This window comes from Occallatibacter sp., assembly GCF_049802275.1.
Classification (GTDB): Bacteria; Acidobacteriota; Terriglobia; order Terriglobales; family Acidobacteriaceae; genus Telmatobacter.
Genome location: NZ_JBARMD010000545.1, coordinates 1 through 19701, shown reverse-complemented (window position 1 = coordinate 19701; position 19701 = coordinate 1). Strand labels below are relative to the sequence as shown.

The window sequence follows — 19701 nt, the reverse complement described above, 5'->3', positions numbered from 1 at the left end:
TGGTGGTCGGCATATTCCATGAAGCCCGCATAGACTTCCATCTGCCGAATGAGGACCGGCTTGAGCGCTGCAGGCATCTCGTCCCATCCCGGAATCTCTTTGTGCCGCTCCGTGAGCTGACAATCGGGCGGAATGACACCCAGCGCCTTCTGGCGAGCGAAGGTCTCTTCACGAAGCTTGTCCCAGCCCTGATCGAACTTGCCCTTGTACTTATCTGCCCATTCTTTGGGGACATGGTGCGGGGCGTGTGTGGCTCCGGGCGCGAAATATACGAAGAAGGGTTTGTCAGGCATGAGTGCCGTCTGCTGGCCGATCCAGTTGATGGCCTTGTCCGTCATGTCTTCCATGAGGTGGTAGCCTTCTTCGGGCGTTTTTTTCGGCTCGATCGGTGTGGTGCCTTCGTAGAGGGACGGGTACCACTGGTGGGCCTCGCCGCCGATAAACCCGTAAAAATATTCGAATCCGCCGCCGCCGGTAGGCCAGGCATCAAACGGACCGGCGGGACTGGTCTCCCAGACCGGCACTTCATGGCACTTTCCGAATTGCGCCGTGGCGTACCCGTTGAGTTTGAGGGTCCTGGCGAGAGGCGCACACGAGTTCGGCAGAACTGAGTTATACCCAGGCACTGAGGTGGCTATCTCGGTAATGCCTCCCATACCAACCGTGTGGTGATTGCGCCCAGTCAGTAGTGCCTGCCGGGTCGGGGAGCACAGGGCGGTTGTGTGGAAGCGGTTGAATTTCAGACCTTCAGAGGCCAGCATTTCGGCGTTCGGGGTTTGGCAGGGGCCGCCGAACGCGCTGGATGAGCCGAAACCGGCATCGTCGATCAAAACGATCAGGACGTTGGGGGCGCCGGCGGGGGGCCGCAGGGGCTGGATGGGCGGGTACTTGTTCTCAGGGTTCTTGGCGTCATACAGCACCAGGCCTTTGCGCGGTTGTGCGGGCATGGGAAGAACTGTTCGCTGAATATCTTCTGACGAGCTCATTTAAACTCCTGCGGCTAAGAGTCAAGGCGCGGCTCTTGCGGCAGTGAAAAATCTAGGCTGCTCCTCGCAATTAAGGAACTGGCAAAATGAACAGGTCTGCGCGGTCATCCATTGGGTGGGAGCGCGGCCAGAAAGTGTTACCCGAAGAGGGCAGTGATGATGTGGTTCACGGCGAAGGCGGCGCCGGAGGCCAGCACGAACCGAACGAGCGGCTTGATAGCCGATTGAAGTGCACCCCTTCAATGAGACAGATTGTATTTTGAGGTTGCCTTTTCTTGAGGCTGGTTTGTTTTTCTTGAACCACGCGCAACATGCGAACCTCAGCGCGCCCGGCAGCGGCTAGTCCTTAGCGGGTCTTCTCTTCAGGCTGATGACGCACCAGGCAGCCATGACGGCGTGCAGCAAAACTGCCGGCCAAAGAAATATGCCGGAGAGGCGCAGGGCAATGCCCGCATATGCGAGGAGTGCTGCGGCGCCAACGTTGTAAAGCACCATTGCGGTGACCAATCCATTTGCTGCGCGAGTCTCCCCGTCGAGCCGGGCCAGCCAGCAGGCAACAGTCAAGGTGAGCAACGCCAGTCCGGTCAGACGCGCGACGATTAACGGAACAGACCCATCCAGTGATGAATCGAGCAGGAGCCTGGTCACAACCGACGGAGCCGCCAGAAGCAGCAGGCCGGTTGCGCCTTCAATCAGGGCAGTTACTATGAGCAAGCTTTTCATTTTCTCTCGACAGTATTCACGGGAGTCTTTGCCGGTGGGCGGTCGTGATTGCAACCGCCCAGCCGACAGAGAGTCTTGACAAGTTTTACTGCCGTGCCATCGCCAGTTGAATTGCTTCCTCGGGTTTGACGAGGTGATCGAGACTCACCGCATCTTCGGCAATGGCGATCTGCACGCCCTTGACCGTGCCCGTGAAGCCATTTTCTGCCGCTTTGTAATCCGGCGAAACGGGCGATCCGGTGTCTCTTCCCACGTCGCAGCCGTCATCAGCGGAGAAGATCATGGCTGCGGTAAAGGCGACCGGGCCCGCACCTGCCTGCTTGCCATCGATAAACAGCGTTGCAACTCCGCCCTTGCCGAGACCACCGCCCGCATAGGCAAATTCCATGCGGACCTGATGCTGGCCGGCTGGAAGCGGGTCAGTCGATTCCACATAGAAATAGTGGATGCCCAGGAAGTTATAACAGTACTTCAGCTTCCCATCCTTGGCGTAGATACTCCAGCCACCGATGTTCCCGCCCTGGGCAACGATGACTCCTTCGACCGGGCCAGTCGCGGGGACGACAATTTCGGCGGTCACCGAGTGTGACTTGTTCTTGATGTTGATTACCGAGTTCTCTGAGAGGCGGCCCATGCTGCCAAACAGGATCTGCGACTTACCCTTGATTAACTGCGGCCTCCCAGCAGTATCGGCGTTGAGACGTGCTCCAAGATTGTCGTCCAGCGGCAGCACGTTATAGCGTGTTGCCTCGATCAGCCACAGGCGCTGCAGTTCATGCAGCTTCTCAGGCATCTGTTTGGAGAGGTCGTTGGCCTGGCTCCAGTCCGTCTCGACGTTGTAAAGCTCCCAGACATCGTCGTCAAAAGCGGGTGTAACCTCGCCGATCAAGATCCACGGCGTCTTGTGACGCGTGACCGCCGTCCAGCCCTTGTGGAAGATGCCGCGATTTCCGAACATCTCGAAGTATTGGGTCTCGTGCTGCTCGGGTGCGTTGGCGTCGTTGAATGAGTAGGCCATGCTGACGCCCTCAATGGGGTGTTGCTGCACACCGTCGACAAATACCGGCTGCGGAATTCCCGCGAGTTCGAGAATGGTGGGCGAAACATCGATAACGTGGTGGAACTGCGTGCGAAGCTCGCCCTTTCCCTTCACTCCATTTGGCCAGTGGATGATGGTGCCGTTGCGCGTGCCGCCCCAGTGCGACGCAACCTGCTTGGTCCACTGATACGGCGTATCCATCGCATGAGCCCAGCCGACGGCAAAGTGGTTGTAGGATTCCGGTCCGCCGAGCTTGTCGATGCGCTGCATCAGGAACTCGGGCGTCTCCAGTGCGGACGCGCCATTGAAATTGATCATCTCGTTGAAGGTGCCGTTCAGGGTGCCTTCGCCGGAGGCGCCGTTGTCGCCGATGATGTAATAGACCAGCGTGTCTTCAAGCAGGCCTAGACCCTTCAGCGAATCAATCAGGCGGCCGACATGATGATCGGTATATTCCATGAATCCGGCGTAGACCTCCATCTGGCGGCGGAGCACCGGTTTGAGCGCCTCGGGCATGTCGTCCCATGCCGGGATTTCCTTGTGACGCGGCGTCAGCTTGCAATCGCGCGGGATGACGCCGAGGGCTAACTGGCGGGCGAACGTTTCTTCGCGAAGCTTGTCCCAACCCTGGTCGAATTTTCCCTTGTATTTGTCGGCCCATTCTTTGGGAACATGGTGTGGAGCATGAGTAGCGCCCGGGGCGAAGTAGACGAAGAAAGGCTTGTCGGGAATGAGCGCCTTCTGTTGCCCGATCCAGTCGATCGCCTTGTTTGTCATGTCGTCCACGAGGTGGTATCCCTCTTCGGGGGTCTTAGAGGGCTCGACCGGGATGGTGCCTTCATAGAGTGCGGGATACCATTGGTGCGCCTCGCCGCCGATGAAGCCGTAGAAGTACTCGAATCCGCCGCCGCCGGTTGGCCAGGCATCAAACGGACCGGCTGGGCTGGTCTCCCACACGGGCACCTCATGGCACTTGCCGAATTGCGCAGTCGCGTAGCCATTCAGCTTGAGCGTTTTGGCGAGGGGCGCGCAGGTGTTCGGCAGAATCGAGTTATAACCCGGCGAACCGCTGGCGATCTCGGTGATGCCGCCCATGCCTACGGTGTGATGGTTGCGGCCCGTCAGCAGGGCCTGCCGCGTCGGCGAACAAAGTGCAGTGGTATGAAAACGGTTGTATTTGAGCCCTTCCGATGCCAGCATTTCGGCGTTGGGGGTGTAGCATGGGCCGCCGAAGGCGCTCGATGAGCCGAAACCTGCATCGTCAATGAGAATGATCAATACGTTAGGGGCACCGGCGGGAGGCCTCAGTTGCGTGATGGGTGGGTACTTGTTTTCGGGATCCTTCGCGTCATACAACACCAGACCTTTGCGCGGTTGGTCTGGAATAGGGAGGACTGAACGCTGAATATTATCTGGAGAGCTCATGGACCTAACTCCTCGTGCTAAGGGTTTTTGGAGGCAGCCCTTGCCGCATTGCGAAGGGTAAGCTCGTCCTCGCCATTCAGGAACTGGCAAAACGAACAGGTAGGTCGCGCGGTCGTTAATTTCCAGCGACATTCCGGTTGGGTTCTGTCGGGCTATTGGCGCGGCGGGGTGAAGCAGGCTCGGAACCGAGGTTACGGCAAAAGTGCAGCTGCAGATCCCTCGACTACGCTCGGGATGACAACTCGGTTTTGTATCAGGAATTCAATGTCCACAGACTGACGTGGACTGTGCTTACCCGAAGAGGGCGGTGATGATGTGGTTTACGGCGAAGGCGGCGCCGTAGGCTAACACGAGCATGTAGCCGAACTGGATGGCGGGCCATTTCCAGCTATTGGTTTCGCGGCGAACCACGGCCATGGTAGAGGTGCACTGCATGGCGAAGGCAAAAAAGATCATGAGGGCCACGGCTCCGCCAAGTTTCATATCTGTGTGAAGCGCGGTTTGCAGGTGCATGGCTTGCGTCTCAGGATCGGCCCCGTAGAGCGTGCCCATGGTGGAGACCATGACTTCGCGGGCGAGCACGCTGGAGATGAGGCCGATGCCGACCTTCCAGTTGAAGCCGAGGGGCGCGATGGCGGGCTCGATGAAGTGTCCCAGCTTTCCGATGACGCTGTCGGCGAGTTCCGGTGCGGTGTAGTGGCCGTTGTGCAAGGGCACCGGGGGAATGTGTGCAAGAAGCCAGAGAGCGAGCGTTACACAGAGAATGACAGTGCCGGCCTGGCGCAGGAAGACTCTGGCGCGATCGACGAGGCGCATGGCCAGCGAGCGGATGGTGGGCATGCGGTATTGCGGCAGTTCCAGGATGAAAGGCGCTTCACTGGACTTGAGGATCGAACTCTTCAACAGGCGCGCGGTGGTCATCGCGGCGACGAATCCGGCGAGATAGAGGCCGAGCATCACGATGGTGCGCAGGCCGAGGAACCCGTGAAGGAACACGATGTTGGGGATGAACGCCGCAATCAACAACATGTACACGGGCAGGCGCGCCGAGCACGTCATGAACGGAGTGACGAGAATGGTGGCGAGACGGTCACGCTTGTTCTCGATGGTGCGGGTGGCCATGATCGCGGGGACCGCGCAGGCATAGGCGGAAAGCAGGGGGATGAATGCTTTTCCATTGAGGCCGATGGTGCGCATGACGCGATCGGCGATGAGCGCGGCGCGGGCGAGATAGCCGGAGTCTTCAAGGACTCCGATGAAAAGGAAGAGCAGCAGGATCTGGGGGAGGAAGACCAGCACGGAAGAGATGCCCTTCCACGCGCCGTCGATCACGAGCGATTGCAGCCAGCCTGCGGGCAGTAGCGGCCGGGCCAGCGATCCCATCCTGGCGAGGATGTCGCCGAAGCCGTCGCTCATTGGCTGGCCGATGGAGAAAACGACTTCGAAGACTCCGACGACAACGACGAGAAAGAGCAATGGACCCCAGACGCGATGGAGCAGAACGTTGTCGAGCTTGCGGCTATTCTCTGCGGAGAGTGGAGCGCGATAGCCAGTGCGGCGGCTGACCTGCGCAGCCCACGTGTGGGTGCTGGCGGCATTGCCGAGCACGGGAAGGGAGAGCGGCTGCTGCGCGGCTTGGGGTGAGGCGTGCTGATTGAGGAAAAGCGGAACGGCATCGAGCCCTGTGCCATGCACTGCGCTGATGAGAGCTACGGGCGCGCCGAGTTCCTTGGCGAGTTTGAGGGGATCAATGAGGCCGCCGCGCGATTCCATCAGGTCGCTCATGTTGAGTAGAACGAGGGTCGGAAGTCCCAACGCGAGCACGGGTGCCGCGAGCATCAGCTGGCGGGTGAGGTGCAGGGCATCAAGAACGAGCAAAACGGCGTCAGGCTTGGGCGTGCCAGGCATTTTGCCCTTGAGCACGTCGACGGCTACGCGTGCGTCTTCTGAGTAGGGAGTGAGCGAATAGACGCCGGGAAGATCGATGAGCGTAAGGTCGTCGCGGCCTACCCCGGACATGAGCCCGGAACGCTGCTCGACGGTGACGCCGGGATAGTTGGCGACTTTCTGGCGCAACCCCGTGAGGCGATTGAAGAGCGTGGATTTTCCCGAGTTGGGTGGACCGATGAGGACAACGGTGCTGAGACTTCCGGATGCGCGAAAGAGTGGCGCCTCGAAGGCCGGAGTCTCACAGCAGGCGTTCATCGGACCGCCCCGGCGAATTCGTGAATATCCAGATTGTTCTCAGGCTGCGAGGTTTCCGCGATCTTCGCCAGCCCGGCATCAATCTCGCTTTGCGATGTTTCAGCGGTGCTGCGAACATGAATGGCTTCAGCAGTCTCACGGCGAAGGGCAATCTGCATGCCGTCGATGCCATATACCGTGGGATCGCCGGCGGGGGCGCGGCGCAGGACGGTGACGAGCGCGTCGGGCACGAAGCCCATATGCATCAGGTAATTTTGAACGGAGTCGGGTAAATCAAGGGCGACCAGCGTCGCCGTCTCCCCGATGCGCAGATCCGTCAGCACACTCACTTGCCGAACTCCTGTGGGTTGCCGAAGGGGCAGCACCCGAAAACTACGACCAGAATGGTCTGAGTTAAGTATACGACCATTTTGGTCGGGATCGCAAATGCTACTCGGGATTGACTCTCCTGGATGAAACATCATGGGCCCGACCCCCTCCAGCCGCGGATTTGAGGCGCCATTTGAGGTGTTTCGGCGTCTCAACTCCAGTTGCTTTATCGACCCCTTCAGACCGCGCTTCATTCCCTGCTGGATTTGTAGCTATTCTTATCCGGGGAAGCGTCTCGAAGATGTGATTTGGGTCACTTAACTGGCATCGAATCGGGCGGGTCGAGGGCGTTCTCAGGAGGGAATGATCATGAAAGCGAGCGAGTTCCGCGCATCGGTAAATCAGCAGATTCCGCCGGAGGGTCTGACGGCACCTCTGACAGCGCTGTGGTGGGATGCGAAGGGTGAATGGGTCCAGGCACACGGCCTGGTCGACGAGCTCGAGACACAGGCCGGAATGGCGGTACACGCTTATCTGCACCGCAAGGAGGGTTCGCTTTCGAATGCGGATTATTGGTACGAGAGGGCCGGGCGAGAATTTCATCGGCCCGAGCTGGAGGATGAGTGGGAAGCGCTGGTGACGGGATTGATGAAGAAGTAGAGGCAGGCAGCCGCACTTTCGGGTCGTGCGAGTAGACTCGGATCGATTTCCGCATAAGAAGACGGCGTGCTCATCTGCTGCGGAGTGGTTGGGTCGCCTGCGCAATCTTTTTGTTCGAGGCAGTTCGGCGTTCGCTGGTAACTCGGTACAGAAGGTACACCACAACGGCGATATTGACGATGAGCACGAGGATCTTGATCGCGGTCGGATGGTGGAATATCTCGTAGATCTCAAAGGGAAGTAGCGAGGATGTGATCACAACTGTGAACCATTCGGCCCAGTGCTTCAATCGACACAAACCGATGCCTTCCGTCAGGAACAGGCCCGCATAGACGAAACTGACGACTCCGAACTCCTTGAATTTGGCTGGAGAGAGATTGGTGGCCCTCTGGATTGCGTGATTGATCATTCGGCTTCCCGGATCAAAGCCGACAAGGGCGACCCAATGTTCCAGCTGCGTCGCAACATCTCTGTGTATCAATTTCAGGATGCCGAAGCCAACCACGATCAGGCAAGCAGCCTTCAACAGCTTGAAGGCTCCGATGAATCGAATCATTCCGCTATGAGAGAAATTCATTGATGATTGCTTTCGGAACCTCTTCCACAGAGAAGCATGGACCGGCATCGCAGTTGCCTGACTGGCGGTGACGCCGGCTTGATGATTGCTGGGTCAGCTGCCGGAGTCGCGCTATTTGTCGAATGGCGTATGGGGCTGGCCGATCCAGAACCGATTGCTGCTGCGCACCAGTAGGCCGGGATTGCGATTCGACAAGCGCGCACACGCTTCCTGGTAAGGGCCAACGTAGCGGAGAGTTGACGGGAGCTTCGCGTACAGGCCGGGGAGGAAACGATGCGCTCTTTGTGAGCTCTTCCGCTCTCTATGTCCGAAGGTGAGCGCGAACTCTTCACGAAAGCGCGGGGGCAGCCATTCAGTTGTGAGCGACCTGTACCAGGGAGGAACGTGAATCCACGAACCGGCGCCGGTCATGATGTGGTGCGCCATGAAGCGCGAGCGATCGCTTACGCCGAGCGCCTGCGATGCGAACATCTGCGCAATGTACGTCTGGAAGGCACTCCAGTCGGAGGGAAGGGCATCGGGTGGAAGGCCGAAGAGGCCGGCGAGGATCTTCGATTCAGCATAATAAGCTTCCTTTTGATCCGGGGTGATTGCCGGCAGGACGCATTCATACGCGATGACTGCGCTTTCAATCAGCGTGGCGTAGACCCAGAGCAGAGCCGGAACCTGCAGTGCCTCATAGCGCGAGCCCTTGGCGTAGCCAGCGACATCGGCAGGGAGATCTCCGGTGATGCGTGTGTGCATTTCGTAAAGCGAATGCGCTGCTCGCACGGCCTGCGGCGCGGAGCCGAAGATCATGGTGAAGACGAAGCGGAAGGTATTGTGAAAGCGCGCGATTGGCTTGGCGAGCAGTGAGGAATGCTGATCGAGGGCGGCAGCGACCCAGGGATGCGCGAGCTGCAACAGGGCGGCGCGACCGGCGCCGAGGAAGAGAGCCGACTCGCGATTGATGCGCCAGGAAACGGAGTGGGGACCGAACATGCCTTCGATGGGGTTTGTTACGCGCTGCACCGCGGCAGCGATGTGGCGCTCGAGATCGTGGCGTGAGGCGGCGCGGGACGTGTCGGCTGTGACAGGGGACGCCATTGGATTGCTTAGATGATCGCTTGTTTCATGTCGGCTTGTCACACCGTTGGTTTAGCTGGATTCGCAGTGCTGAAGACTGGTTTGTTCTCAGGTTGACTTGCATCAGATTGAAAAAGGCCGAGTCCAGAACATCGCGCAAGAACATTCCACAGGGCTAAAGCCGAGTCTATTCTGCGTTCTGTGCGGCATAACTTAAAGGTCGTGCCCGGATTACAAACCTGAATTTAAAAAACAAATCTCGTGGCGGAATGGGTCTACGGAACCGATCCGCTGCGAAAAGCGTATTTTGTGACGAGCGCCGAAATTACGCCTTGAGAACATCGAGCCAATCCCAGGGTGGCGGCGTCGAACCTCTATGCAGAACTTTACAGACACGCTTAGCGAGGTTTTCAGGGCCATCGCGGCGAACAAGCTGCGCAGCTTCCTCACCATGTTCGGAATTGCATGGGGAGTGGGATCGTTGCTGGTGCTTGTAGGTCTGGGTGAGGGATTCCGGTCGGGCCAGCATCGCAACCTGGCGAAGCTCGGCAATGATCTGATCATGATGTGGAACGGGACTATCCCCGCTGTCGCCAACCAGCACACGGGGATGCGTCCCTACCAATTGACGCTGGCAGACGCGGAGGCGGTGAAGCAGCTGCCGGAGTTGCGCGCCGTAACGGTGGAGCTTTCGCGCTCTGACCTGTATGAAGTGAGCCAGTTCAGCAACACCTCCAGCCACGTAATGGGCGTTTGGCCCAACTATACCGAGGTGCGCTACATTCCCATGGCACAGGGACGTTTTATCAATGACGCCGACGTGAGTGACCGGCGTCGCGTCGCGGTGCTTGGTTCGAAGGCTGCGATGCTGTTGTTCCCGGGCCGGCCGATGGTGGGCGAGGCGATCACGATAAACGGCACTGAATTCCGAATTGTGGGCGCAGTCGAGAAGATCAGCCGCGGCAACCAGGACTTCGACGACCAGAAGGTCTACGTGCCCATTACGACGATGCAGGAACTGTATCCGTTGAAGGGCGATAACATCGCGAAGGACGCGCTGACGTCAATTCAATACCAGCCGGTGAAACCGGGAGATGCAACGGCGGCGGTTGCGGCGGTTCACCGCGTCATCGCCGAACGGCATGGGTTCGATCCTTCATTGAAAGATGCATTTCAGGAGTGGGACACCATCAAGGAGATGAAGATGGTGGGTGCCATTTTCAACGCGATGGATATTTTTCTGGGCGGTGTGGGGATTGTGACGCTGGGACTCGGGGCGGTGGGCATTATCAACATCATGCTTGTGTCGGTGTCGGAGCGGACCAGCGAGATCGGACTGCGCAAGGCGCTGGGTGCGACGAAGAAAAGTATCATGGGGCAATTCTTCTGGGAGGGGTTGCTGCTGACAGCGGTGAGCGGAGCAATCGGAATTGCTGCCTCGGCAGGTCTGATGGCGGCTCTTCAAGCACTGCTGACCGGCAAGATGCCGGGTTGGGATCCGCCGCGGCTGGTGCCGTGGTCGGCCGCGCTGGCGATGGGGACATTGGTGCTCAGTGGGATCGCCGCGGGTTTGTATCCAGCAAGCAAGGCTGCGCAAATGGATCCGGTGGAGGCGTTGCGGAAGGATTGAGGAACAGCTACTAGCTCCTAGCAACTAGCTTCTAGCTACCAGATGCGAATGGATGGTTTTCTGGGACGGGCGGGAAGAATTGAGAACATGCGAGACCGTGAATATTGATCCGACGAGATGAAGCTGGTAGCTAGAGGCTAGCAGCTAGCGGCTGGAGTAAAGATGCTGAAGGACATTCTAGGTCAGGCTTGGGAGGCGATGATTTACAACCGCCGTCGCACCGCCATCACCATGATCGGGATGGCGTGGGGGATTGCGACGGTGGTGTTGCTACTGGCCTATGGAGCAGGTTTCAGCCGCGCCATCGAGGCGATTTTCGCGCAGTGGGGCACCAACATCATTGGCGTTTTCCCGGGACGGACCAGCGAACAGGCGGGCGGCGAGAAATCGGGCGTGAAGGTGCAATTCACCCTGGATGACGTGGACCGCATCATCGCCAGCGTTCCAGGGATCAATCACATTTCGCCTGCTGTGTACAAAGACGTCACGGTGCAGAACGATCTCCACTCCTACACGTGGACGGTTAATGGCGTGATGCCGGTGTTTCAGGACATCTGGAAACTCGATACGGACGCAGGGCGGTTCTTTAACGGGCAGGAGGAACAGGAAAGGGCGCATGTCTGCGTGATCGGGTCAGAATCCAAAACCAAGCTCTTTTCGGGCGGGTGGGCGGTGGGGCAAACGATTCGGTTGAATGGCGTTCTGTTCACGATTATCGGCGTGCTCAGCCCGAAGATGCAGGAAGGGGAAGACAGCGATCGCAACCGGCAGGTCTACATCCCTTTCAGCACCATGAGCGATCTGGCGGATACGAAGTATATCGGCGGCATCTGGTACAACTACGAGGGCAACTACGAACTCACTGAGCAGAACATGCGCAACGTGCTTGGCGCGGCGCACCACTTCAGACCTTCGGACCACAACGCAATCTACGTAGCCAACCTGATGACGGAACTGCATCAATTCAGCATTCTTTCGCTGGCGCTGCAGGTGCTGCTTTCGCTGGTGGGCGCGCTGACGCTGGGTATTGCGGGCATCGGACTGATGAACATCATGCTGGTGGCGGTGCAGCAGCGCACCCGCGAGATCGGCGTGGAGAAGGCCCTGGGCGCGCAGAAGCGGCATATCCTCACGCAGTTCCTTGCGGAGGCCATGGTTATTACGGGAATCGGAGGCATTGGGGGCATCGGCCTGGCTTATGTCGTATCGCTGATGGTCGGCCGCATCCCGTTTTACAGCGAACTTGCCCAGCACGCGGAGAATGCGGATATCCAGTTGCTCATTTCGCCGACGTCGGTGATTGTGGCGACGAGCATCTTGATTGTGACGGGGCTTGTCAGCGGGATGATTCCGGCGATTCGTGCGGCGAATCTGGATCCGATTGAAGCGTTGCGATACGAGTAGCGGACAGTAGTCAGTGATCAGTGGTCAGTGATCAGTGATCTGATTCTTCCGCATCGAGTCGAAGCACCTGAGGCAGACGGCGACCTATTGGTCGCGGCACGAGAAATTATTTCTCCGCTGCAATAACAACTTTCCTGAAATTGGCGTGTTCTCGCTGAACAACAGATTCTGCGCGGCTCGCGTGCAGAATCGTGCACAAGCCACAGCGGTTCGAAGCGCGACGGATCACCCCTTGATCTCCGCGAGGAGTGCCTCTGCGGCAAAAATCCGATCCATCTTCCTCACTCTCGCATTGAGCTGCGCTTCAATTTAAGCGAGACAGGCTCGACTTCTCGATGCAACGCAGGGCAAGACTGCTCGGTCTTCTTGAGATTTCCCCCGCCCAGTTGGGGCTAAACAGAACGATCAGCCGAGACTCGCCTGCAATCCCCGTCAGGCGGGTTCTCTTTGGATCAGGAGGCCTTCGATGAAGAGCGTTCAGCTCGCTCTCTGTACACTCTTGCTTTCTCCAACTTTAACCGTTTTCGCCAGCAGGCAGATTGTGCCTGCGGGTTCCCTTATCAACTGCACGGTCTCGGAGACGAAGCTGTCTTCGAAGACAGCAGGCATCGGCGACCCGGTTCTTTGCCAGACCGGCATTACCACGCGGAACGGCTCCGCGCGCCTGCCGTTCAACACGTATCTCGAGGGCCGGTTCGAGGACTACAAGGATCCCGGGCATTTTGTCGGAAAGGGATGGATGGAATTGAAATTCGATCGCATGGTGATCGAGCCACGCACCATCATTCCCGTGTCGGCAAGAGTGGTGGATGTGCCGGGCTACGCCGTGGATCAGCAAGGGAGAATCCTGGGCAAAGGTCATCGCACGCGCGACATCGTGGAGTGGATGATTCCAATTCTGTGGCCGATTGATCTGCTGAATCTGCCACGGCGCGGACCTCGTCCGACTCTGAAGACCGAGACGCGGCTCACGGTGAAAGTGATGGACGACATGGAAGTGCCCATCACGGAGGATCCCGAGCAGGACCCATCTGGCCTGTATCATCGCCAGCCGAGCGCTTACAACGATGCTCCGCGGGAAGAGCCACAGCAGCAAGTGGCGCAGGATGAGTCTCAGCAGCCTGCCTATGAACCACCTCCACCTCAATATCAAGCGCCGCCGCAGCAGTATCAAGCGCCGCAGTATCAGCCACAGCAGTATCAACCGCCGCAACAGTCGTATGTCCCGCCGGCACCGGTTCAAGCCTATGTGCAGGTGATGCCTGTGTACGTAGCTCCACAGCCGACGGTGTACGTGTATGCTGCTCCACCTCCACCGCCGGTGCAGGTTTATATGTATGAGCCACCCACAGTCGCGATGTGGTCGGCGCCGCGAACGGTTGTTTATCCGAACGCGTACACGTACCGCGCGGGGTATGGGTATCCGTACGGCTACTGAGGTGTGTGAAAGATAACTGGCTAGTGTCGAAGAGAGGCGCGATGCCTATCTAACGCGCCCTCTTTGTCTTTGATTGGCTGAGCAGCAGGCGGAAGCGCTCACGCAATTGAGCGACTGCGCGATCGAAGAGCTGGACGGAACGGGTAGGAATGCGACAACGTCATTCCGCCTTCGATCGTAACGAGGGCTACTCGGTCGACATTGCGTCGACCACGGGGACGCCCGGCGGCGGAGTGAAATGAAAGGTTGCAGCGGGGATCGGAACGTTGAGCTGTTCATCCGTGAAGGTGAAGCGGGTTTCGGCGCCGTCGGTTTCCTGGATCTCGATGGCCGCGATCGTACCATCGGCGGTCACCGTGAGGGCGAGGCGCTGCACGCGCTTTTCCTGTCCGTGCGGAACGCCGGCAAGTGTGAAGCCGCCGTTGGCGGCGGGCGTTGCGGCGAGGTGATCGATTTCCTTTTCAAGCTGGGTGTGACCGAGAAGGAAGCGGAGAGGTGAGCGGAGATCATCGAGCTGTTTGGCTCCGATGCGCTGCACCTGCGGGTCGCCTTTGGAATAGAACCATGCGAATTTGCCATCGAGGATAAAGAGCTTGCCCGCGGGATGGGAGTAATCCCAGCGCATGCGGCCGGGTTTGAGCAGCAGGAGGGTTCCGCTTTCTGTGCGTACGCGGCCCATACCTTCGTAGTTTTCGGTGAACTGGGCTTTGAGGGAGTGGAGCTGGTTGTAGTGGCGATCGACGCGCTGGGCCAAGTCGTGGGCGGTGGGTTGTTGGGCGTGGATTGGCGGGAAGTACAGAAGAGAAAAAGCTAGAAGCAAGAGAGCGATGCGTTTGTGCTTTCCCACCCAAGCCGCAAAAGACGCGGCTTGGATGGGGCACCCAGGTTGTGGTGATTGAACAGAGCCGATGGGGCACCCAGGTTGCGGTGATTGAAGAGTTCCGAAAAGCAACTGCGGATCCTTCGGATCGCTCGCTTCACGACCTTCGCTCAGGATGACACCGGCATTATTTCTGCTGTTGACCTGGGTCATTGCACCATCTGGGTGCAGTTGGTGCCGCCGGCGGGATCCATCTTGATGGGGCCGCCCGATTCAACGCAGAATCCGCGATCGCCAGTTTTGCCGGGCGTTGCGGGAACGGCGGTGAGGATATAGCCGGTGACGCGGTCGGTATTGTTGACCGTCACCTTGGTGCAGTTGGTGATGTTAAAGATGTAGCCGTCCTTGATACCGGTGGAGAGTTGGCCGCTGATGAGCTGCGCGGAAGTGGGGCTGGGCGGCCCTGCAGTCGATTCACCGGAGAGCGCCTGCAGTGTGCAGGCAAAGCCGTTGACGGGATAGTTGGTGGCGTACATCGATTGCGCCTGCTCAATCGTCTGCAGAGACTTTTGTGCGGAAACTTCGTCGGTGTGTTTCCGAATGGTGTTCGCGGTAGGAATGGCGATGAGCATCAGGATGACGATGATGGAGATGACGATCAGCAGTTCCATCAGCGTGAAGCCAGCTGATGTCGATCGATCAGATGCGCGGCGCCGTTTGGCGAGAATTGAAAACGTGCGATTCATTTAGACCCCATGCTTCTGGGAGCAGACAAACGCACTGCCCCACACGACAAAATCCTACAACTTACAGACGCAGAAGGGAAATGGAACGCTCGGGCGCCCAGAGGGCGCCCCAGCTTCTAGCCGTTAGCTTTTAGCTGTTAGCTCCATCGTGCGGGGGGTCCATTTACGGCAAAAGGGATGTTCGATTTTGTCGTTTCGCGACTTCCGCCTTGTTGAATCCAAAAAGGCTTCAGTGGCAAATTGGAAGCTAGTAGCTAGAGGCTAGTAGCTAGGAGCTGATTTTCAGCACACCAGGCGATCGCGGTTCAGCTTGATGCCGGTCAGGCGGCCGAGGAGAGTAATCGCGATGCGGTCGGGGACAAAAAGGCGCTGCGCCATAGCCTGGACTTGCTCAGCGGTTACGGCCTCGATGCGGACGATGATTTCTTCGGCAGTGAAGAATTGGTGGAAATACATCTCCTGCCGCGCGAGGTTGGCCATGCGCGAATTCGAGCTTTCCAGGCCCATGAGGATATTGCCCTTGAGTTGATCTTTGGCACGAGTCAATTCCTCATCGCTGAGGAGAACTTCTTTCAGATTGCTGAACTCGGCCAGGATAAGATCGACGCATTCAAGAGCATTGTTGGCAGAAGTGCCGGCGTAGACGCAGAGAGAGCCAGTATCGCTGTAAGGGCTCAGGTCAGAGTAGATGGCGTAGGCCATGCCACGTTCTTCGCGGATGGTCTGGAAAAGACGCGAACTCATGCCGCCGCCGAGCACCGTGTTGAGAATCAGGGTGGCGTAGCGGTTGTCGTCGGTGATAGGCGGAGCGGGCACTCCCATGCAGAGCTGAACCTGCTCCAGAGACTTTTTGTTCTGTAGCAGGATGCGTGCGCTGGCTAAAGGCGTCTGCATTTCGTGCAGGGCTTCGCCGGGAGGCAGGGCCGTAAATTTCTGCGAAACGGCTTCGACAAACTGGTCGTGCTCGAGGTCGCCCGCAGCTGAGAAGACCATGTTCCCGCCGCGGAATCGTCCGGTGTGGTAATCGATGAGCTTCTCCTGGTCGAGGCGGCCCACGGTTTTCGTGGTCCCGAGGATCGGTTTGCCGAGCGGATGGTCTTTCCAGAAATTCTGCGTGAAGAGCTCGTGCACCAGCACGTCGGGATTGTCTTCGTCGATCTTGATTTCTTCGAGGATCACGCCGCGTTCGCGCTCAATCTCAGGTGAGGCGAAGATGGGATTCAGCACCAGGTCGGCAAGTACGTCAAGCGCGATGGGCACGTGGTCGGCAAGGGATTTGACGTTGAAGCAGATGGTTTCTTTTCCAGTGAAAGCGTCGAGGTTACCGCCGATGGAGTCCATTTCCCGCGCGATGTGCTGGGCAGAGCGGGAACGCGTCCCTTTGAAGACCATGTGCTCCACGAAGTGAGAGATTCCGTTGATGTCGGCGGCTTCGCAGCGCGAACCGGACTTTATCCAGACGCCCATGGCGACGGAGCGGAGATGTTCCATGCGCTCGGTCAACACAATAAGGCCGTTGGGTAATACAGTGCGACGAAGGTTGCGCTGATTTGGCATCGTGACTCGGTAGAAAGCTGGATTGTAGGTAAAGAAGGCTGCAACAGCCGCCGTTCACGGCCGCACTGGTTCATGCAGAAAAGAAAGAAATTGCCGAAGAGTCCTGGCAAAGCTGCAAGGGATGTAGGAAATGCTCTATGCTGGGCCCAGCCGTGACCGCGAACTCACAACTTGTTCCATTAGACGCTAAGAACGGGCCCGGTGGAAGCCTGCGAAAATTTTTTGGCAGGAATGCGGGAGAGTTGGCCGCCAGCATGGTCGACTTGGGCGAGCCCCGGTGGCGGGCCCAGCAATTGGCAGATGCAATCTATCGCCAAAGGATTGTTGATGTTGAAGGCATCACGACGCTGCCGGCGGCGCTGCGGAAAAAGCTTGCCAGGGACGGCTGGCAGGTGGGACGGCCGCGAATTGTTCAGGTATTCACGTCAGTGGATGGGACGGAACGCTACCTGGTGCAGGGGCACGCGCCGGATGGGTTGACGGTGGAGACCGTCTGGATGCCGGAGGGGGACGGGGGCGAGGCCGGAGATGGTTCCGGGGGCGTATCAAAGGACGGAGAAGCAGGTCCTTCGGCTGTGCCCGCTGTGCGGGCTTCGCTCAGGAGGGATCGGGCGACAATTTGCGTTTCCAGCCAGGTAGGGTGCGCGGTGAATTGCCAGTTCTGCCTGACAGCGAAGCTGGGATTGCAGCGTAATTTGACGGCGGGTGAGATCGCGGGGCAAGTGGTTGCCGTGCTCGACCGGCAGGGCGTCGAGGTGGGCAAGGACCGCGTGAACCTCGTGTTCATGGGGATGGGCGAACCGTTTTTGAACTACGACAACTTCATCGCTGCGGTTCGATTGCTGGTGGAGGAGGTTGGTTTGAGCCCGCAGCGGATGACCGTGTCCACGTCTGGAATCGTGCCGGGCATCGAGCGGTTTGCGGAAGAGCCGCCAGAGATGCGTCCCAAGCTGGCCATCAGCCTGAATGCGCCAAACGATGCGATTCGTAGTGAGTTGATGCCGATTAACCGCAAGTGGCCGATCGAAGCTGTGGTGGATGCCGTGCGCGGAATCCGGCTGCGCACGCGGGAGCGCATCACGTTTGAGTATGTGCTGCTGGGCGGCGTGACAGATCAGCCGGAACATGCCGCGGAGGTCGCGCGGCTGGTGCGGCGAACGGGATTACCGGCCAAGGTGAACCTGATTGCGTGGAATCCGGGGCCGGGTATCGCGTACTCGATGCCGCAGCCGGAGGCAGTACAGTCGTTCAGGCGCGCGTTGGCAGCCGAAGGCGTCCCGGTGTATCTGCGGAGGCCGCGAGGACGCGACATTTATGCGGCCTGTGGGCAGTTGAAGCGCACCGTCGAGGGATGAGTCGAGATTGCCGTCGATATCAGGATTGCTGATAAACAGCCAAAAACCGCAATCTTCAGTTCGACGTAATCATCGAAGCCCAATTCAGCAAGAGGGGACGACGGATGTGGCGCGGATGCGGGGACGTGCAACTGGTCAGGGTCGATTGGGCGAGTTAGCTTGTCCCAGCGCCAGCAGGGCGTCGGTTACGCGATTGGCGGCGTGGCGCACTACATTTTCTTCGCTGGCGAAGTCGCCGGTGACGCAGCGGACACCGAGCTTTTCGATGCGCTCGATATCCACTTCGATTGGGGCAGCATGTTCGGCTGCGTAGCGTACCAGTGTCTCCGGTGAAAACGGCGCGGTGTTCAAAATGGCGTAGTCGAAGATAGGCGCGCGAGTGTGCTCGTAGATGCGCTCGATATGCTCCGATGCCGTGAGACCGAGGCTTTCGTTGGCCTGCGTCATCAGGTTGCAGATGAAGACGCGCACGCCTTTGGCATCGGCCAGCGCCGCGGGAACGCCCTGCACCAGCAGATTGGTGATGAGGGATGTGTAGAGTGAGCCCGGACCCACGGTGATGAGGTCGGCGCGTTCGATGGCTTCGAGCGTCTCCGGCATCGCGGCCGCATTGGGCGGGTCAATCATAAGTTCGGCGATCCGCTGCTTGCTCGCGGTGATTTTGGTTTCGCCGCGAACAATAGATCCATCGTCCATGTGCGCGACCAGCGTTGCGTTCGCCGTGGTTGCGGGATAGATGCGGCCGCGCGTGGCGAGAATCTTCGAAGCCAGCTGGATGGCGTGCGCAAAATCCCCTGTAATGTCGGTCAATGCCGCTACGAAGAGGTTGCCGAAGCTGTGGCCGCCGAGTCCTCGACCGGTTTTGAAGCGATAGGCGAAGAGCTTTGCGAGTAGGTCTTCTTCGGCGCTGAGGGCGACCATGCAGTTGCGCAGATCGCCGGGCGGAAGGATGTTGAAATCCTGGCGTAGTCGGCCAGACGATCCGCCGTCGTCGGTTACGGTGACAACCGCGGCGAGGTCGGAGATATGGCAGGGAACCTGCGTGGGCCAGTCGAGAAAAGCAACGTGGCGCCGTAATCCGCGCAGCAACGTGGAAAGCCCGGTGCCGCCGCCGATGGCGACAACCCGGAGAGCCGCGGAGGGTGGTGAGACATCGGGCGCCTGAGCACTTGGCTCAGAGGCACCCGGGAGGGGTGGAGCGAACTTTGTTGACGAACCAGGAGTCACAGAATGCCTGAGGGCCGGTGTTTGCCCTACGGAAGTTCAGGATACAGCAACTCCGTGAAGCGAGGGTCATCGACCATGCTTTGGAAGTCGTTGTCGGACCGGGCCTGCAAGCGGTTCTTGGGATTCAATTCGATAGCCTGCGAGAGGCTGTCGAGGCAATCCTGAGTCTTGCCGGTGATCGAATACAGAAGCGCCAATCCGTAGTAAGCGAAGTCTGCATTGGGGTTGTCGGCCAGGATGCCTTTGAGCTGGTTGGCCGCCTCCTCAAAGTCGCCTTCATTGATCTGCGATACGGCGTAGTCGTACCGTTCGCCAGGGGTAAGGAACTTCAGACCCTGGCTGTCGAGTTGGCGGCGGCAGGTGCTGATGTACATCCTGCAGCGTTCAACGATTTCGGGTGGCGCCGCCGGCAGCATCTTTTCGAATGCGACGATGGCCCTTTCAAATTTGCCCTGCTGCACAAGCTGAACGGCGGCCTGGTACTGCGTGAAGACAGGTCCCGTTGCCGTGCTCGAATGACTGCCGGGCTTGGCAG

17 protein-coding genes are annotated in these 19701 nt (G+C 58.8%); 5 read left to right on the top strand and 12 right to left on the bottom strand.

Annotated elements, in window-relative coordinates; translation table 11 throughout:
* The 5 genes from WA354_RS18880 to WA354_RS18860 all read right to left on the bottom strand — a co-directional run.
* Positions 1-986, bottom strand: a 986-nt coding sequence (locus WA354_RS18880; RefSeq protein ID WP_472814569.1) for a sulfatase-like hydrolase/transferase, incomplete at its 3' end; no start/stop codon positions are given.
* A gap of 339 nt (positions 987-1325) precedes the next feature.
* Complete coding sequence (locus WA354_RS18875) at positions 1326-1709, bottom strand: hypothetical protein (RefSeq protein ID WP_472814568.1); 384 nt, start codon at positions 1707-1709, stop codon at positions 1326-1328.
* Positions 1710-1794: 85 nt separating this feature from the next.
* Positions 1795-4173, bottom strand: a complete 2379-nt coding sequence (locus tag WA354_RS18870; RefSeq protein ID WP_472814567.1) for an arylsulfatase — start codon at positions 4171-4173, stop codon at positions 1795-1797.
* A 291-nt stretch (positions 4174-4464) separates the two neighbouring features.
* On the bottom strand, positions 4465-6378 hold the full coding sequence (gene feoB / locus WA354_RS18865; protein WP_472814566.1) for a ferrous iron transporter B: 1914 nt from the start codon (positions 6376-6378) through the stop codon (positions 4465-4467).
* A complete protein-coding gene (locus WA354_RS18860) occupies positions 6375-6707 on the bottom strand; it encodes a FeoA family protein (protein WP_472814565.1) in 333 nt (110 codons plus the stop codon). The genes feoB and WA354_RS18860 overlap by 4 nt, the downstream gene beginning before the upstream one ends.
* A 349-nt stretch (positions 6708-7056) precedes the next feature.
* Here WA354_RS18860 and WA354_RS18855 point away from each other — a divergent pair, with 349 nt between their 5' ends.
* Complete coding sequence (locus WA354_RS18855) at positions 7057-7347, top strand: hypothetical protein (RefSeq protein ID WP_472814564.1); 291 nt, start codon at positions 7057-7059, stop codon at positions 7345-7347.
* Positions 7348-7417: 70 nt separating this feature from the next.
* Here the strand turns inward: WA354_RS18855 and WA354_RS18850 are convergent, their stop codons facing one another.
* Both WA354_RS18850 and WA354_RS18845 read right to left on the bottom strand, forming a co-directional pair.
* On the bottom strand, positions 7418-7924 hold the full coding sequence (locus WA354_RS18850) for a DUF2127 domain-containing protein (protein ID WP_472814563.1): 507 nt from the start codon (positions 7922-7924) through the stop codon (positions 7418-7420).
* 111 nt (positions 7925-8035) lie between these two features.
* Positions 8036-9010 carry an oxygenase MpaB family protein gene (locus WA354_RS18845; RefSeq protein ID WP_472814562.1) on the bottom strand — a complete coding sequence of 325 codons (975 nt, stop codon included), beginning with the start codon at positions 9008-9010 and terminating at the stop codon, positions 8036-8038.
* Positions 9011-9365: 355 nt separating this feature from the next.
* On the opposite strand from WA354_RS18845, the gene WA354_RS18840 reads away from it, so the two are divergent.
* The 3 genes from WA354_RS18840 (at position 9366) to WA354_RS18830 (ending at position 13461) form a co-directional block, all read left to right on the top strand.
* Positions 9366-10619, top strand: coding sequence for an ABC transporter permease (locus tag WA354_RS18840; protein ID WP_472814561.1), 1254 nt, complete (start codon positions 9366-9368; stop codon positions 10617-10619).
* A gap of 162 nt (positions 10620-10781) precedes the next feature.
* Positions 10782-12023, top strand: a complete 1242-nt coding sequence (locus tag WA354_RS18835; protein WP_472814560.1) for an ABC transporter permease — start codon at positions 10782-10784, stop codon at positions 12021-12023.
* Positions 12024-12489: 466 nt separating this feature from the next.
* Complete coding sequence (locus WA354_RS18830) at positions 12490-13461, top strand: hypothetical protein (protein ID WP_472814559.1); 972 nt, start codon at positions 12490-12492, stop codon at positions 13459-13461.
* A gap of 187 nt (positions 13462-13648) precedes the next feature.
* Here the strand turns inward: WA354_RS18830 and WA354_RS18825 are convergent, their stop codons facing one another.
* The 3 genes from WA354_RS18825 to WA354_RS18815 all read right to left on the bottom strand — a co-directional run bounded on the left by WA354_RS18825 (position 13649) and on the right by WA354_RS18815 (position 16584).
* Complete coding sequence (locus tag WA354_RS18825; protein WP_472814558.1) at positions 13649-14308, bottom strand: LolA family protein; 660 nt, start codon at positions 14306-14308, stop codon at positions 13649-13651.
* Between the two features lie 182 nt (positions 14309-14490).
* Positions 14491-15027: a prepilin-type N-terminal cleavage/methylation domain-containing protein gene (locus WA354_RS18820; RefSeq protein ID WP_472814557.1), complete on the bottom strand. Its 537-nt coding sequence runs from the start codon at positions 15025-15027 to the stop codon at positions 14491-14493.
* A 282-nt stretch (positions 15028-15309) separates the two neighbouring features.
* Positions 15310-16584, bottom strand: coding sequence for a M16 family metallopeptidase (locus WA354_RS18815; protein WP_472814556.1), 1275 nt, complete (start codon positions 16582-16584; stop codon positions 15310-15312).
* 137 nt (positions 16585-16721) lie between these two features.
* On the opposite strand from WA354_RS18815, the gene rlmN reads away from it, so the two are divergent.
* A complete protein-coding gene (gene rlmN / locus WA354_RS18810) occupies positions 16722-17939 on the top strand; it encodes a dual-specificity RNA methyltransferase RlmN (protein ID WP_472814555.1) in 1218 nt (405 codons plus the stop codon).
* Positions 17940-18074: 135 nt separating this feature from the next.
* On the opposite strand, the gene WA354_RS18805 is transcribed toward rlmN, so the two are convergent.
* Together WA354_RS18805 and WA354_RS18800 are read right to left on the bottom strand one after the other, a co-directional pair.
* Positions 18075-19166, bottom strand: coding sequence for a gluconeogenesis factor YvcK family protein (locus WA354_RS18805; RefSeq protein ID WP_472814554.1), 1092 nt, complete (start codon positions 19164-19166; stop codon positions 18075-18077).
* Positions 19167-19192: 26 nt separating this feature from the next.
* Positions 19193-19701 (bottom strand): tetratricopeptide repeat protein (locus tag WA354_RS18800; RefSeq protein WP_472814553.1); only part of this gene is annotated, 509 nt, incomplete at its 5' end.